The organism is Pseudomonas sp. GW822-FHT05A08, assembly GCF_058800485.1.
The window spans coordinates 4,452,787-4,468,069 of the sequence record NZ_CM179511.1; the positions used below are offsets into that span (position 1 = coordinate 4,452,787).

Consider the following 15,283-nt stretch of genomic DNA (forward strand, 5'->3'; position numbering starts at 1 on the left):
TTGTAGTGAGAATCAGGTCCGAGGCAGGTCTCCTGGCTGACGGCGTGCCGGTCGTTCGACTGGCCAACGATGCGCCTTCCCGCCGCCTGGCAGTGGCCTTGCATCGTTCATCACCGTTTACAGTTGCGGGGGCAGCCGCGGCTTGGACCGCGTTCCCTTCTTAGCTTCGACAGACGCCGAAGAACCTCGAAAGCGCAAGGCTACGCAGAGCTTGGGGGGCGGTCAATGTTCATGCAGCGCGAGGACAGGCCAATTGCGATCGAAAACGAGAACCCTTGCCAATTGACGCCCCTCCCTCGCCCATGCTCTCCTACACACCTTGTTACGGGTGCCCTTCACAGGGTGAAACGGGAAACCGGTGCGTCACAGGCCAAAAGCCTTGATCAGTCCGGTGCTGCCCCCGCAACGGTAAGCGAGCGAAGAATCAGATCCACTGTGCCAGCAGTCCGGCATGGGAAGGCGATTCTTGCAGGCGTGGCGCAAGCCCCGCCCCTCGCGAGCCCGGAGACCGGCCCGCTGCACAGTCATAACAAACCCGCGGTGGGCGGGCGCTGTTAATTCCCCGCGAGCCCGTCTCGCGGGGTTTTGCTGCGCTCGATTCACCCGCTGACACACCAGAGGGAAGCGCCATGTCGATCATCAGCAGCACCAGCCATTCCAGCAGCAGTACCGCCACCCTGAGCCAACGCCTGGTCGCCGCCATCGGCGCCTCGATCCTCGGTGCGTGCCTTGTGTATTTCGCCGGCTTCTCCCATATCGAAGCGGTGCACAACGCCGCCCACGATACCCGCCACAGCGCCGCCTTCCCTTGCCACTGAGACCTGCCGACATGATCAAGCGTATCGCGCAAACCGCGGGGTTCACCGGGTTGCTGGCGGCCCTGTTGCTGACCCTGCTGCAAAGCTTCTGGGTCGCACCGCTGATCCTGGAGGCGGAAACCTACGAGAAGGCCCCGGCCGCCCAGCATGAAGAAGCGCATGAGCATGCCGCCGGCACCGCCGCCCACAGCCACGACGCCGAAGCCTGGGAGCCGCAAGACGGCTGGCAGCGCGTGCTGTCCACCACCGGCGGCAACCTGGTGGTCGCCGTGGGGTTCGCCCTGATGCTCGCCGGTCTCTACACCCTGCGCGCGCCGAACCGTACTTCCCAGGGCCTGCTCTGGGGCCTGGCCGGTTATGCCACTTTCTGCCTGGCGCCGACCCTCGGCCTGCCGCCCGAACTGCCGGGCACCGCCGCCGCGGACCTGGCGCAACGGCAGGTCTGGTGGGTCGGTACCGCCGCTTCCACCGCGGCCGGCATTGCCCTGATCGTCTTCGCCCGGAACTGGCTGCTGAAAGCGCTGGGCGTGGCCATCCTCGCCGTGCCGCACCTCATCGGCGCGCCACAGCCGCAAGTGCATTCGATGCTCGCCCCGGAGGAGTTGGAGGCGCAGTTCAAGATCGCTTCGCAGCTGACCAACGCCGCGTTCTGGCTGGCCCTGGGCCTGATCAGCGCCTGGCTGTTCCGCCGCAAGAGCGACGATCAGTACTCGGCATGACGCAGGCCAGCACAGCGCCGACCCTGGTGGTCGGCCTGGGCTGCCAGCGGGGCTGCCCGGTGGAGACCTTGCGCACCCTGCTCGACCAGACCCTGAGCACCCACCGCATCGACCTTGGGCAGATCAAGGCCCTGGCCAGCATCGACCTGAAATGCGAGGAACCCGGGCTGCTGGCCCTGGCCGCGCACCTGGACCTGCCCCTGACCTGTTTCAGCAGTAACCAGCTGACGCCTTATGTGCTGCAACTCAGCCATCGTTCGCAGATCGCCTACGAACGCACCGGCTGCTACGGGGTCGCCGAAAGTGCCGCCCTGGCCCTGGCCGAACGCCTGGCCCGAAGCCCGGCAAAGCTGCTGGTCCCGCGGCAGAAATACGCCCAGGCGACCCTCGCCTTGGCCTGCTCCGGGTAAATCTTCGATAATCCCCGCCGCTGATCATGAGCAATCTTCATCTGTGAGGTTGCCTCGCCCCTTTTTTCACAGGAGAACGCCATGACCGTCTTTTTTATCGGCGCAGGTCCCGGCGACCCGGAACTGATCACCGTCAAGGGCCAGCGGCTGATCCACAGTTGCCCGGTCATCATCTATGCCGGCTCCCTGGTGCCCGAAGCGGTGCTCCAGGGCCATCGCGCCGAACAGCTGGTCAACAGCGCCGAACTGCACCTGGAGCAGATCATCGAGCTGATCAAGGACGCCCATGGCAAAGGCCAGGACGTGGCCCGGGTACATTCCGGCGACCCCAGCCTGTACGGCGCCATCGGCGAGCAGATTCGCTGCCTGCGCGAGCTGGGCATCCCCTTCGAGATCATCCCCGGCGTGACCGCCACCGCGGCCTGCGCGGCTTTGCTGGGGGCCGAACTGACCCTGCCGGACGTCGCCCAGAGCGTGATCCTGACCCGTTATGCCGACAAGACCTCGATGCCCGCCGGCGAGGCGTTCGCCAGCCTGGCCGCCCACGGCACCACCATGGCGATTCACCTGGGGGTCAACCATCTGGAAAAGATTGTCGCCGAGCTGCTGCCCCACTACGGCGCCGACTGCCCGATTGCCGTGGTGCACCGGGCGACCTGGCCGGACCAGGACTGGGTGCTGGGCACCCTGGCGGACATTGCCGAGAAGGTCCAGGCCAAGGGTTTTCGGCGCACGGCGCTGATCCTGGTGGGCCGGGTGCTGGCCACGGACAGTTTCAGTGAGTCGTCGCTGTATCGCGCGGGGCATGCGCATTTGTATCGGCCTTGAAGAGCATCGCGGGCAAGTCGGATCTCCGCCCGCTCGCTCCTACAGAAAATGCGCATGCCTCTGTAGGAGCGAAGCTTGCTCGCGATCCAGGCGACACGGCGCACCTGAAATCACAAGCATCAAGCATAAAAAAACGGCGCTCACGGGGCGCCGTTTTTCATGTTCGCAGCGAACGCCTTAGTAGTAGGCGTTTTCTTTCTGCGTGTGGTCGGTGACGTCACGTACTCCCTTGAGCTCGGGAATGCGCTCGAGCAGGGTGCGCTCGATGCCTTCCTTCAGGGTCACGTCGGCCTGGCCGCAGCCTTGGCAACCACCACCGAACTGCAGCACGGCGATGCCGTCCTCGACCACATCGATCAGGCTGACCTGGCCGCCGTGGCTGGCCAGCCCCGGGTTGATCTCGGTTTGCAGGTAGTAGTTGATGCGCTCGTTGACCGGGCTGTCGGCGTTGACCATCGGCACCTTGGCGTTGGGCGCCTTGATGGTCAACTGGCCGCCCATGCGGTCGGTGGCGTAGTCGACCACCGCGTCATCGAGGAAACCTTCGCTGAAGGCGTCGATGTAGGCGGTGAAGCTCTTCAGCCCCAGGGCTTTGTCTTCGGGTTTTTCTTCACCCGGCTTGCAATAGGCGATGCAGGTCTCGGCGTACTGAGTCCCTGGCTGGGTGATAAAGATGCGGATGCCAATGCCCGGGGTGTTCTGCTTGGAGAGCAGATCAGCCAGATAATCGTGGGCGGCGTCGGTAATGGTAATAGCGGTCATGGAAATTCCTCGCAGGCGTGGGCGCAGTTTACGCCAATCGGCGTGCCGGACAAAGTCCTAGTATTTTTGTCGGGATAGACCTTGGTCGATAGGCCCGCGCTGCGTGGTCAACGTAACGCCTGGGATTTTTTTCAAGGCTTTTCCGGGATGGGCCGGGCCGCAACCTGAGGGCTGCGGCCCGGAATTTCAAGGGCCTGGTGCCTTCAGAGGTTCTCGTAGCGGTTCATGTCCAGTACGCCCGCCTCTTTCGGATCGGTCTCGAGGATGTACTGGGTCTGGTCATGGAAGTACTGCCAGAACTGCGGATGGCTGCGACGGATCCCCCAGCGCTCGACGATTTTCTCGAAACGGTGGGCGTCCTTGGCGTTTTCCATCTCGGCCACGAACTCCGGCACCTGCCCGGCGGGAATGTTGAACATGAAGTTCGGGTAGCTGCTGAGCACGCCCGGATAGATGGTCAGGGTGTCCAGGCCCGGCTGGTAACGCAGCGACTCGCCCAGCAGGAACGCTACGTTACTGTGGGCGCGGTTGCGCAGCATGCTGTAGAACACCCGCTTGCCGCTCGGTGCCTGGATACGCAGCATGGTGGCCTCCGGCAACAGGTCGATGACCCGCATGCCGGCCGCCGGCCGCGAAACCAGGCCGCTGAGAGCCTGTTCGGCGTTCTGCAGTGCCGGGTCGATATTCGGCCGCGAGCAGTAGGCGCCGTCACAGCGGTTGATCGGATCGGGCCGCGCATTGAGGTCGCCGTAACGGTTCAGCAACTGGTTGGCGAAGTCGCGTTTCGGGTCCTTTTCGTCCAGCACCAGGGCGCTGGCCTTGTCGTCGTCGATGGACTCGTAGTCCAGCCACATCTTGAACTTGCCGCTGTTCTGGTACCAATCGTCGAGGAAATCCTCGCGGGTGCCGGCGGGCATCAGGCGCAAGAAGTTCTGCTCGGCGCCGTTGCGGATCAGGTCGAAGTACAGCCGGGTCTGCGCCTGGTGCGAGACATTGCCGAACACATCGAAGTTGACCGCCAACTGGTAATAGGTGCGCTCCAGCAGCGGATAGTCGAACAGCCACATCGTCTGCGGCACCTCGCCGATCAGGCCCTTGGTCACCGAGGCGCTGTCGAAGTGACGGAAGATGCTCAGCAATGCGTTGTCGTTGCCCGCCCACAGGGTCGACCAGCTTGGCGGCGGCGCATCGGCGTAGGAATCGCGACGCAGGATCTCGTATTCGTTGCGCTTGTCGCGGTAGGCCAGCCACAGGCTCAGCACGCTGCCGACGTCGTCGTTCTGCCCGGGCATGGCCAGCAGCGGCGTGGCCTGGCCGCGGTAGGCCGGGTCGGTGATATAGAGGTCGTGTTCCGGGGCCTGGAACAGCGCCCAGAAGTTGTCGCGGATCACGTCGGTGGCGATCTGCCCGCGACATACCGGGCCACGGATAAAGGTGCGCACGAAGTACTCGGCGTTATCCAGCATGAACTGGTAACGGGCCTTGGCCGGAATCGCCTCGAAGGTCTCGAACGGGTTGGCGCGGCGGCCCGGGCCATAACCCGGCAGCGCGGTGACCTGATAGTCGCCGCTGTAGAACAGGGTCTTGATCCGCGCCATCTTCGCCGCGCTCAGCGGGTAGGTGATGTGGGTCTTGTGCACGATCACCCCCTGCACCGGCCACAGGCGGTAATACACCTGGGTGCCCGGGTCGTCGTTGGGCCGGCGGGTGTTGATCAGGTCGATCGGCTGGCCGCTCGGCGTGCGCGAACGCACCCACTGGAAGAAATGCCCCGGCTCGCCGCCCTCGAAGTAGATATGGGCGAGGAACCAGTGCTCGAACAGCCAGCGGGCCACCAGGCTTTCCCGGGCGCCCGGGGCATTGAGCAGGTTTTCCCACTGCAGCACCTGCATCGCTTCCCTGGCGCTCGGCGCCAGGCCCTGCTCGTCGATCGGCGCACCGGAAGCCAGCCAGCGTTGCAGGGTCTGGTATTGCTGATCGGTCAGGCCGGTCACCGCCAGCGGCATGCCTTCGCGCGGATGGGCCCGGGCATAACCGTCGAATTCGGCCGGTTGCGCGCACATGTTCTCGCGGTTCAGGCCCAGGACGATGTTGTCCGGCAGCTTGGCGTTGGGTTGCAACGGCGTCTTGTGGCCCAGTTCCAGCATGCGCGCCATCAGCGCCGCCTGGCTGCCCTGGGCGTCGAGCACCGAGTAGAAGCCCATGCCCTGCCAGGCGTGCTTGCCGGAAGCATCGTAGAACAAGCGGGTCGGCGTCTGCGCCTTGCTGCGCTCGCCGTCGTACACCGGGATCTTCGAGGCGCCGCGGGCCGCGCCCTCGCCGCTGCCCAGGTTGAGCTGGCAGGCCGAGTCGTAGCAGGCGTGGCAGGCCACGCACTTCTCGGTGAAGATCGGCTGGATATCGCGGGTGTAGGAGATCGCTGGCGCGGGACCCTGGGCGCTGGCGAGCGAACTTAAAAGCAGCAGCAGACTGCCGATGACAACGCGGTAAGACATATCCCTGGTCCAATCCATAAGAAAATCCGGCGATTCTACCGGGCCAGCACGGCCACCAACATGAGCGATATTCATGCAAAAGTGCCGCATGCTCTAAAAGCGCACAGGTTTGCTATGATCCTCGCCCTTCGTAATGGCCCTTCCAGGTAGTCTTTCATGTCCGATCGCAGCACGCGCCTCCAAGCCCTTCAGCAAGCCCTCAAAGAGCGCATCCTGATTCTCGACGGCGGCATGGGCACCATGATCCAGAGCTATAAGCTCGAGGAGCAGGACTACCGTGGCAAACGCTTCGCCGACTGGCCGAGCGACGTCAAGGGCAACAACGACCTGTTGGTGCTGACCCGCCCGGACGTGATCGGCGGCATCGAGAAAGCCTACCTGGATGCCGGCGCCGACATCCTCGAGACCAACACCTTCAACGCCACGCAGATTTCCATGGCCGACTACGGCATGGAAGCGCTGGTCTACGAGCTCAACGTCGAAGGCGCGCGCCTGGCGCGCAAGGTGGCCGACGCCAAGACCCTGGAGACCCCGGACAAGCCGCGCTTCGTCGCCGGCGTACTGGGCCCGACCAGCCGCACCTGCTCGCTGTCGCCGGACGTCAACAACCCCGGCTACCGCAACGTCACCTTCGACGAACTGGTGGAGAACTACACCGAGGCCACCAAGGGCCTGATCGAGGGCGGCGCCGACCTGATCCTGATCGAGACCATCTTCGACACCCTCAACGCCAAGGCGGCGATCTTCGCCGTGCAGGGCGTGTTCGAAGAGCTGGGCCTCGAACTGCCGATCATGATCTCCGGCACCATCACCGACGCCTCGGGCCGCACCCTGTCCGGGCAGACCACCGAAGCCTTCTGGAACTCGGTGGCCCACGCCAAGCCGATCTCCGTCGGCCTCAACTGCGCCCTCGGCGCCAGCGAACTGCGCCCCTACCTGGAAGAGCTGTCGAACAAGGCCAGCACCCACGTCTCCGCGCACCCCAACGCCGGCCTGCCCAACGAATTCGGCGAATACGACGAACTGCCGGCGCAAACCGCCAAGGTCATTGAAGAGTTCGCCCAGAGCGGCTTCCTGAACATCGTCGGCGGCTGCTGCGGCACCACCCCGGGGCACATCGAGGCCATCGCCAAGGCCGTCGCCGGCTATGCCCCGCGGCAGATCCCGGACATTCCCAAGGCCTGCCGCCTGTCGGGCCTGGAGCCGTTCACCATCGATCGCCAGTCGTTGTTCGTCAACGTCGGCGAACGCACCAACATCACCGGTTCCGCCAAGTTCGCCCGCCTGATCCGTGAAGAGAACTACACCGAAGCCCTGGAAGTCGCCCTGCAGCAGGTCGAAGCCGGCGCCCAGGTGATCGACATCAACATGGACGAAGGCATGCTGGACTCGAAGAAGGCCATGGTGACCTTCCTCAACCTGATCGCCGGCGAGCCGGACATCTCGCGCGTGCCGATCATGATCGACTCCTCCAAGTGGGAAGTGATCGAAGCCGGCCTCAAGTGCATCCAGGGCAAGGGCATCGTCAACTCCATCAGCATGAAGGAAGGCGTCGAGCAGTTCATTCATCACGCCAAGCTGTGCAAGCGCTACGGCGCCGCCGTGGTGGTGATGGCCTTCGACGAAGCCGGCCAGGCCGACACCGAGGCGCGCAAGAAGGAAATCTGCAAGCGTTCCTACGACATCCTGGTCAACGACGTCGGCTTCCCGCCGGAAGACATCATCTTCGACCCGAACATCTTCGCCGTGGCCACCGGTATCGAGGAGCACAACAACTACGCGGTGGACTTCATCAACGCCTGCGCCTACATCCGCGACGAGCTGCCCTATGCGCTGAGCTCCGGCGGCGTGTCCAACGTGTCGTTCTCCTTCCGCGGCAACAACCCGGTGCGCGAGGCGATCCACTCGGTGTTCCTGCTGTATGCGATCCGCAACGGCCTGACCATGGGTATCGTCAACGCCGGCCAGCTGGAGATCTACGACCAGATCCCGCAGGAGCTGCGCGACGCCGTCGAGGACGTGATCCTCAACCGCACGCCGGAAGGCACCGACGCCCTCCTCGCCATCGCCGACAAGTACAAGGGCGACGGCAGCGTCAAGGAAGCCGAGACCGAAGAGTGGCGCAACTGGGACGTCAACAAGCGCCTGGAGCACGCCCTGGTCAAGGGCATCACCACCCACATTGTCGAGGACACCGAAGAGTCGCGGCTGTCCTTCGCCCGCCCGATCGAAGTGATCGAAGGCCCGCTGATGGCTGGCATGAACATCGTCGGCGACCTGTTCGGCGCCGGCAAAATGTTCCTGCCCCAGGTGGTCAAGTCCGCCCGGGTGATGAAGCAGGCCGTGGCCCACCTGATCCCGTTCATCGAGCTGGAAAAAGGCGACAAGCCGCAAGCCAAGGGCAAGATCCTCATGGCCACGGTCAAGGGCGACGTGCACGACATCGGCAAGAACATCGTCGGCGTGGTCCTGGGCTGTAACGGCTACGACATCGTCGACCTCGGTGTGATGGTGCCGGCGGAGAAAATCCTGCAGGTGGCCAAGGAACAGAAGTGCGACATCATCGGCCTGTCCGGCCTGATCACCCCGTCGCTGGACGAGATGGTCCACGTCGCCCGGGAAATGCAGCGCCAGGACTTCCACCTGCCGCTGATGATCGGTGGCGCCACCACCTCCAAGGCGCACACGGCGGTGAAGATCGAGCCCAAGTACAGCAATGACGCGGTGGTCTACGTCACCGACGCCTCGCGCGCCGTGGGCGTGGCCACCCAGCTGCTGTCCAAGGAGCTCAAGGCCGGTTTCGTCGAGCGCACCCGCGAAGAGTACGTGGAAGTCCGCGAGCGTACCGCCAACCGCAGTGCCCGCACCGAGCGCCTGAGCTACCCGGCGGCCGTGGCCAAGAAGCCACAGTTCGACTGGAGCAGCTACCAGCCGACCGTGCCGACCTTCACCGGGGCCAAGGTACTGGACAATATCGACCTGCGGGTCCTGGCCGAATACATCGACTGGACGCCGTTCTTCATCTCCTGGGACCTGGCCGGCAAGTTCCCGCGCATCCTCGAGGACGAAGTGGTGGGTGAAGCCGCCACCGCGCTGTACAAGGACGCCCGGGAAATGCTCGACAAGCTGATCGACGAGAAGCTGATCAGCGCCCGCGCGGTGTTCGGCTTCTGGCCGGCCAACCAGGTGCAGGGCGACGATCTGGAAGTCTATGGCGCCGACGGCCAGCCCTTGGCCAGGTTGCACCACCTGCGCCAGCAGACCATCAAGACCGACGGCAAGCCGAACTTCTCCCTGGCCGACTTCGTCGCGCCCAAGGACAGCGGCGTGACCGACTACGTCGGTGGTTTCATCACCACCGCCGGCATCGGCGCCGAAGAAGTGGCCAAGGCCTATCAGGACAAGGGCGACGACTACAACTCGATCATGGTCAAGGCCCTGGCCGATCGCCTGGCCGAGGCCTGCGCCGAGTGGCTGCACCAGCAAGTGCGTAAAAACTACTGGGGCTATGCCAAGGACGAAGAGTTGGACAACGAGGCGCTGATCAAGGAGCAGTACAGCGGTATCCGCCCTGCCCCGGGTTACCCGGCCTGCCCGGACCACACCGAGAAGAGCACCCTGTTCGCCCTGCTCGACCCCGAGGCATCCGAAGGCAAGGCCGGGCGCAGCGGCGTGTTCCTCACCGAACACTTCGCCATGTTTCCGGCGGCGGCGGTCAGCGGCTGGTACTTCGCCCATCCGCAGGCGCAGTACTTCGCCGTGGGCAAGATCGACAAGGACCAGGTCAGCAGCTACAGCGCACGCAAAGGCCAGGACCTGGCCGTGACCGAGCGCTGGCTGGCGCCGAACCTGGGCTACGACAACTAAAAGCCCAGCTCGCTTCACTTGTGGGAGCCGCCAGTCGGCGCTCCCGCAAGCTGGAACAAGCGGTATTGTCTATGCTTTCCCCACACCCATTTGTGTCGAGGGATTTATGGACGACCCCACCAACGACAAGCCGCCGACCCTTTGGCAGATGCTGCAAAGCGTCGCCGCTGCCGCCTTTGGCGTGCAGAGCGGGAAGAACCGCAAGCGCGACTTCACCCACGGCAAACCCAGCCATTTCATGATCCTGGGCATTCTGTTCACCGCGGTGTTCGCCTTGACCCTGTTCGGTATCGTCAAGCTGGTCGTGCACCTGGCGGGGCTTTGAACGCCTGTCAGTGCAATAACAGATTCAGCGAGAAGGGATAACGGTAGCCGGCCGGCTTGCCCTCGGCCGATAACCCGCGAAAGTCCACGCCGTATTGCTGTGTCCCCTGCAACTCCAGCAGACGCTGCGCCTGGACCTTGTCCAGGAACTGGAACACGCCCAGTTGCCAGTCCGGGCCGCCATGGGTCGCAGGGTTCAGCCCCCGGGCATCGTCGTTGAGGACCACCATTGTCCAGCCCCCCAGGGTGAAGTGCCCGGCGATCAACGCCGTCAGGCGTCCGTCGATCAATGCCTGCAAGGCCTGCGGCGAGCTGTTCAGGGCGCTGAACAGCACATCCTTGCCCGGCCGCCGCCCTTGCTGCTCCAGCGCCTCCATCGCTCCCAGGGCCATCTCGTCGTTGGCCGACCAGATCAACTGCGTCTGCGGATAGCGCTTGAGCAACTGCTGGGCCTGCTCAAAGGCGCGCTGGCGATTCCACTCGCCATACACCAGTTGCCGCAGGCGCACCTCGGGATGCTCCGCCAATGCCCGCCGCAAGCCTTGTTCGCGTGATTGCGCCACCGGAGTGTTCTTCACGCCCGAGAACGCCAGCAGGTCGATGTACTGCCCGGGAGCGAGCGGGCCATGACGACGGATCAGCTCCTTGAGCATCAGGTAGCCGGCTTCTTCGTCGTTGGCGATCATGCTGCCGATCCAGTCGGGATAACGGTTCTGGTGCTCGTCCAGCAAGCGTTGCTGATCGGCGGTCAGCGCGTTGCTGACGACGAACAGCTTCACCCCGCTGCCCTGGGACAGGCGCAGGATCTCCGGCGCGACATATTGCTCGTTGACCACCACCAGGTAATCCGGTCGGTCCGGGCCCTGCAAGGCTTCCCGGGCCTGGCGGATGGTGGTTTGCGAATCGCGCTGCGAATAACGCACGCGCAAATCCAGGCCGAGGTCATTGGCCGCGACCTGCATGAATTGGGAATACCCGACCCAGAAGGTTTCAGTGGAGTGGCCCGGATTCAAAAACACGACCGAGGTGGCATGGGCCATGGCCCAGAACGTTGGACTCAGTACAAGCAGCACCAGCAGCAGACACTTACCAAACGCCTTGAACATTGCGACCAGAGTCCCGGAATATTGCCCGCAGTATAACTGGCAAAATACTGGCCTATATCGGCAAATCGTCATTTCCCACAGACAATTCGGACTCTGCTCATCGCTTGACCGCAACTATTGATGACTGACCCAGAACACCGCCGTTCCCACGACCAGAATGATCAGAAAGAGAATGGCCCAAGCATCGACAGCGCTGTCGCTTTTCCTTGCCTTGGTTGGATTGCTCATAGCATCGCCTCTTGTCGGTTTTATCGGTGACTGCACAAAGACTCGAGCACAGTTAAGTCGAGGATTGCCCTTACCACAAATGTGGGTTTGAGCCGGCCGGATACCGTTAGTCGTTTTGGTTCTTTGCATATACTCAAACATCACTTTTGCGCATAACTGCAAACTGGTATCTTCGCCCGGCTCCGTTGGGAGTGCGCGGCCGTGCGCGCAGAATTTCTTGGGTGACATCCGCCTCTGCGTCACCTGATAAGCCTGAGAACAGGATCTATATGTACGTATACGACGAGTACGATCAGCGGATCATCGAGGACCGCGTCAAGCAGTTCCGTGATCAGACCCGGCGCTATCTGGCAGGCGAGCTGAGCGAAGAAGAATTCCGCCCTCTGCGCCTGCAGAATGGCCTCTATATCCAACGTTTTGCCCCGATGCTGCGGGTGGCGGTGCCTTATGGCCAGCTGACTTCGCGCCAAGCACGGATGATGGCCAGGATCGCTCGCGACTACGACAAGGGCTATGCCCACATCAGTACCCGGCAGAACGTGCAGTTCAACTGGCCGGCGCTGGAAGACATCCCGGACATCCTGGCTGAGCTGGCGACCGTGCAGATGCACGCCATCCAGACCAGCGGCAACTGCCTGCGCAACGTCACCACCGACCAGTTCGCCGGCGTCGCCGCCGATGAGCTGATCGACCCGCGCCCCTGGTGTGAAATCGTCCGTCAGTGGACCACCTTCCACCCTGAGTTCGCCTACCTGCCGCGCAAGTTCAAGATCGCCATCAACGGTTCGACCTCGGACCGCGCGGCCATCGAAGTCCACGACATCGGCCTGGAGCCGGTGCACAACGCCGCTGGCGAGCTGGGCTTCCGGGTCCTGGTCGGTGGCGGCCTGGGCCGGACCCCGGTGGTCGGCGCCTTCATCAACGAGTTCCTGCCGTGGCAGGACCTGTTGAGCTACCTCGACGCCATCCTGCGGGTCTACAACCGCTACGGGCGGCGTGACAACAAGTACAAGGCGCGGATCAAGATCCTGGTCAAGGCCCTGACCCCAGAGGTGTTCGCCGAGAAGGTCGAAGCGGAAATGGCTCACCTGCGCGGCGGCCAGACCACCCTGACCGACGCCGAAGTGCATCGCGTGGCCAAGCACTTCGTCGATCCGGACTACAAGGCCCTGGCCAACCAGGACGCCGAGCTGGCCGAACTCGACAAACAATATCCGGGCTTCGCCCGCTGGCGCACGCGCAACACCCTGGCCCACAAGAAGCCGGGCTATGTCGCCGTGACCCTGTCGCTGAAACCCACGGGCGTAGCCCCGGGCGACGTCACCGACAAGCAGTTGGACGGCATCGCCGACCTGGCCGACCGCTACAGCTTCGGCCAGCTGCGCACCTCCCACGAGCAGAACGTGATTCTCGCCGACGTCGAGCAGAGCCAACTGTTCACCCTGTGGGGCGAGCTGCGCGAACAAGGTTTCGCCACGCCGAACATCGGCCTGCTGACCGACATCATCTGCTGCCCGGGCGGTGATTTCTGCTCCCTGGCCAACGCCAAGTCGATCCCGATCGCCGAGTCCATCCAGCGCCGTTTCGATGATTTGGACTACCTGTTCGACATCGGCGAGCTGGACCTGAACATCTCCGGTTGCATGAACGCTTGCGGCCACCACCACGTGGGCCATATCGGCATCCTCGGGGTGGACAAGAAAGGCGAAGAGTTCTATCAGGTTTCCCTGGGTGGCAGCGCCAGCCGCGACGCCAGCCTGGGCAAGATCCTCGGCCCGTCCTTCGCCCAGGACGACATGCCCGATGTGATCTCGAAGCTGATCGACGTGTACGTGGAACAACGTACCGAAGACGAGCGCTTCATCGACACCTACCAACGTATTGGCATCGACCTCTTCAAGGAGCGCGTCTATGCAGCGAATCATTAAGAACAACGAGGTCATCGACGAAACCTGGCACCTGCTGCCCAAGGACGCGACCCTCGACGGCATTTCCAACTGCGACGACCTGATCGTGCCGCTGGCCCTGTGGCGCGAGCACGCTCACGCCCTCAAGGCCCGCGACGGCGGCCTAGGCGTGTGGCTGGACGCCGATGAAGAAGCCGAGGAGATCGGCGATGACGTGCAGCACTTCCAGGTCATCGCCCTGAACTTCCCGGCCTTCACCGACGGCCGCAACTACTCCAACGCCCGCCTGTTGCGCGACCGTTACGGCTTCAAGGGCGAACTGCGGGCGATCGGCGATGTGCTGCGCGACCAGCTGTTCTACCTGCGCCGCTGCGGGTTCGACGCTTACGCCCTGCGCGCCGACAAGGACCCGTACGAAGCCCTGGAAAGCCTCAAGGACTTCTCCGTGACCTACCAGGCCGCCACCGACGAACCGCTGCCGCTGTTCCGTCGCCGCTAAGGCCCGCGCCAACAAAAAGCCCTGGACCGGGAAACCGGTTCAGGGCTTTTTTGTGTCCGGCATCTTTACCGCGGTGCCCGCGATCACGGGCAAGCCTCGCTCCTACAGAAGAAACACGTTCCCGTGGTGCCTCTTACCAGAAACGCTGCTGGGTCAGGCGACTCCACCAGGTCAGCAGCACACGGTCGATGGAACCGCTGGCCGCCAGCCCTACCCGCTCCTGCAGGCTCTTGCGCTCGGCGTAGTGCAGGTGGAACAGCTCGGCGCTCTTGGCGCGCTCGGCCAGGTACTCGTCGCTGGTTTTCAGCTCGTCGATCAGGTGCTTTTCCAACGCCGCGACACCCAGCCAGACTTCACCGGTGGCCACGTCGTCGATGACCAGTTGCGGCCGATAACGGGAAACGAAGTTCTTGAACAACTGATGGGTGACATCCAGGTCTTCCTGGAATTTCTCCCGACCCTTTTCGGTGTTTTCGCCAAACACGGTCAGGGTGCGCTTGTACTCACCGGCAGTCAGCACTTCGAAGTCGATATCGTGTTTTTTCAGCAGGCGGTTGACGTTGGGCAACTGCGCCACCACGCCGATCGAGCCCAGGATGGCGAACGGCGCGCTGATGATCTTCTCGCCAATGCACGCCATCATGTAGCCGCCGCTGGCCGCGACCTTGTCGATGCACACCGTCAACGGCACGCCGGCCTGGCGAATCCGCGCCAGTTGCGACGAGGCCAGCCCATAGCTGTGCACCATGCCGCCGGCGCTTTCCAGGCGCAGCACCACTTCATCCTTGGGCGTGGCCAGGCTCAGCAGCGCGGTGATTTCGTGGCGCAGCCCCTCGGTGGCCGAGGCCTTGATGTCGCCGCTGAAATCCAGCACGAACACCCGCGGTTTTTCCTCGTGCTGCTTCTTGTGTTTTTTCTCGGCCTTGGCCTCGGACTTGCGCAGTGCCTTGAGCTGGTCCTTGTCGAGCAGGCTCTGCTCCAGACGCTCGCGCAGGCCCTTGTAGAAATCGTTGAGCTTGCTCACATGCAACTGCCCGGCGCCCTTGCGCCGGCCTTTGCTGCGCAGCGAGGCAGCGGTGATCAGCACCACCAGGATGGCGATGACCAGGGTGACGGTTTTGGCCAGGAAACTGGCGTACTCGGAGAGAAACTCCACAGGGACTCCTTAAAGACGTGCATCACTGCCAACACGTGGCGGAATGGCTCCAGCATACCGGCGCAGCCAGGCGTCGACCAGTCGCGAAACCTCCTGTTACCGTGCTCTAACGGGCATTTCAAACAAGCGTATGTTTTTTCATTGACAGCTCACCGGCATCCTCA

At 63.4% G+C, this 15,283-nt stretch carries 12 protein-coding genes and 2 riboswitches; of the genes, 8 read left to right on the forward strand and 4 right to left on the reverse strand.

What is annotated here, in order from left to right; genetic code table 11:
* Positions 1 to 5 precede the first annotated feature (5 nt).
* Positions 6 to 204: riboswitch (cobalamin riboswitch) on the reverse strand.
* 105 nt (positions 205 to 309) lie between these two features.
* Positions 310 to 531: riboswitch (cobalamin riboswitch) on the forward strand.
* Between the two features lie 98 nt (positions 532 to 629).
* The 4 genes from AC3RCP_RS19940 to cobM all read left to right on the forward strand — a co-directional run bounded on the left by AC3RCP_RS19940 (position 630) and on the right by cobM (position 2,775).
* Positions 630 to 818, forward strand: a complete 189-nt coding sequence (locus AC3RCP_RS19940; RefSeq protein ID WP_007921866.1) for a CbtB domain-containing protein — start codon at positions 630 to 632, stop codon at positions 816 to 818.
* Between the two features lie 11 nt (positions 819 to 829).
* The gene (locus tag AC3RCP_RS19945) at positions 830 to 1,537 is read left to right on the forward strand and encodes a CbtA family protein (protein ID WP_492571011.1); all 708 of its coding nucleotides are present in this window, start codon (positions 830 to 832) and stop codon (positions 1,535 to 1,537) included.
* Positions 1,534 to 1,947, forward strand: a complete 414-nt coding sequence (locus tag AC3RCP_RS19950) for a cobalamin biosynthesis protein (protein WP_492571010.1) — start codon at positions 1,534 to 1,536, stop codon at positions 1,945 to 1,947. Before AC3RCP_RS19945 ends, AC3RCP_RS19950 begins: the two co-directional genes overlap by 4 nt.
* An 81-nt stretch (positions 1,948 to 2,028) precedes the next feature.
* Positions 2,029 to 2,775 (forward strand): precorrin-4 C(11)-methyltransferase, encoded by a 747-nt coding sequence (gene cobM / locus AC3RCP_RS19955; RefSeq protein ID WP_085534276.1) that lies wholly within the window; start codon positions 2,029 to 2,031, stop codon positions 2,773 to 2,775.
* 177 nt (positions 2,776 to 2,952) lie between these two features.
* On the opposite strand, the gene nfuA is transcribed toward cobM, so the two are convergent.
* Together nfuA and AC3RCP_RS19965 are read right to left on the reverse strand one after the other, a co-directional pair.
* Complete coding sequence (gene nfuA, locus AC3RCP_RS19960; RefSeq protein WP_007921862.1) at positions 2,953 to 3,537, reverse strand: Fe-S biogenesis protein NfuA; 585 nt, start codon at positions 3,535 to 3,537, stop codon at positions 2,953 to 2,955.
* 203 nt (positions 3,538 to 3,740) lie between these two features.
* Complete coding sequence (locus AC3RCP_RS19965; RefSeq protein WP_492571009.1) at positions 3,741 to 6,032, reverse strand: fatty acid cis/trans isomerase; 2,292 nt, start codon at positions 6,030 to 6,032, stop codon at positions 3,741 to 3,743.
* A 156-nt stretch (positions 6,033 to 6,188) separates the two neighbouring features.
* Here AC3RCP_RS19965 and metH point away from each other — a divergent pair, with 156 nt between their 5' ends.
* Positions 6,189 to 9,899 (forward strand): methionine synthase, encoded by a 3,711-nt coding sequence (gene metH, locus AC3RCP_RS19970; RefSeq protein WP_492571008.1) that lies wholly within the window; start codon positions 6,189 to 6,191, stop codon positions 9,897 to 9,899.
* 106 nt (positions 9,900 to 10,005) lie between these two features.
* Positions 10,006 to 10,224, forward strand: coding sequence for a DUF2970 domain-containing protein (locus AC3RCP_RS19975; RefSeq protein ID WP_009044467.1), 219 nt, complete (start codon positions 10,006 to 10,008; stop codon positions 10,222 to 10,224).
* A 7-nt stretch (positions 10,225 to 10,231) separates the two neighbouring features.
* Here the strand turns inward: AC3RCP_RS19975 and AC3RCP_RS19980 are convergent, their stop codons facing one another.
* On the reverse strand, positions 10,232 to 11,329 hold the full coding sequence (locus AC3RCP_RS19980; protein WP_492571007.1) for an ABC transporter substrate-binding protein: 1,098 nt from the start codon (positions 11,327 to 11,329) through the stop codon (positions 10,232 to 10,234).
* 497 nt (positions 11,330 to 11,826) lie between these two features.
* On the opposite strand from AC3RCP_RS19980, the gene AC3RCP_RS19985 reads away from it, so the two are divergent.
* Together AC3RCP_RS19985 and AC3RCP_RS19990 are read left to right on the forward strand one after the other, a co-directional pair.
* The gene (locus tag AC3RCP_RS19985) at positions 11,827 to 13,485 is read left to right on the forward strand and encodes a nitrite/sulfite reductase (RefSeq protein WP_007921849.1); all 1,659 of its coding nucleotides are present in this window, start codon (positions 11,827 to 11,829) and stop codon (positions 13,483 to 13,485) included.
* Positions 13,469 to 13,963, forward strand: coding sequence for a DUF934 domain-containing protein (locus AC3RCP_RS19990; RefSeq protein WP_007921840.1), 495 nt, complete (start codon positions 13,469 to 13,471; stop codon positions 13,961 to 13,963). The genes AC3RCP_RS19985 and AC3RCP_RS19990 overlap by 17 nt, the downstream gene beginning before the upstream one ends.
* A 133-nt stretch (positions 13,964 to 14,096) precedes the next feature.
* On the opposite strand, the gene sohB is transcribed toward AC3RCP_RS19990, so the two are convergent.
* Positions 14,097 to 15,119, reverse strand: coding sequence for a protease SohB (sohB, locus tag AC3RCP_RS19995; protein WP_007921839.1), 1,023 nt, complete (start codon positions 15,117 to 15,119; stop codon positions 14,097 to 14,099).
* Positions 15,120 to 15,283: the final 164 nt, after the last annotated feature.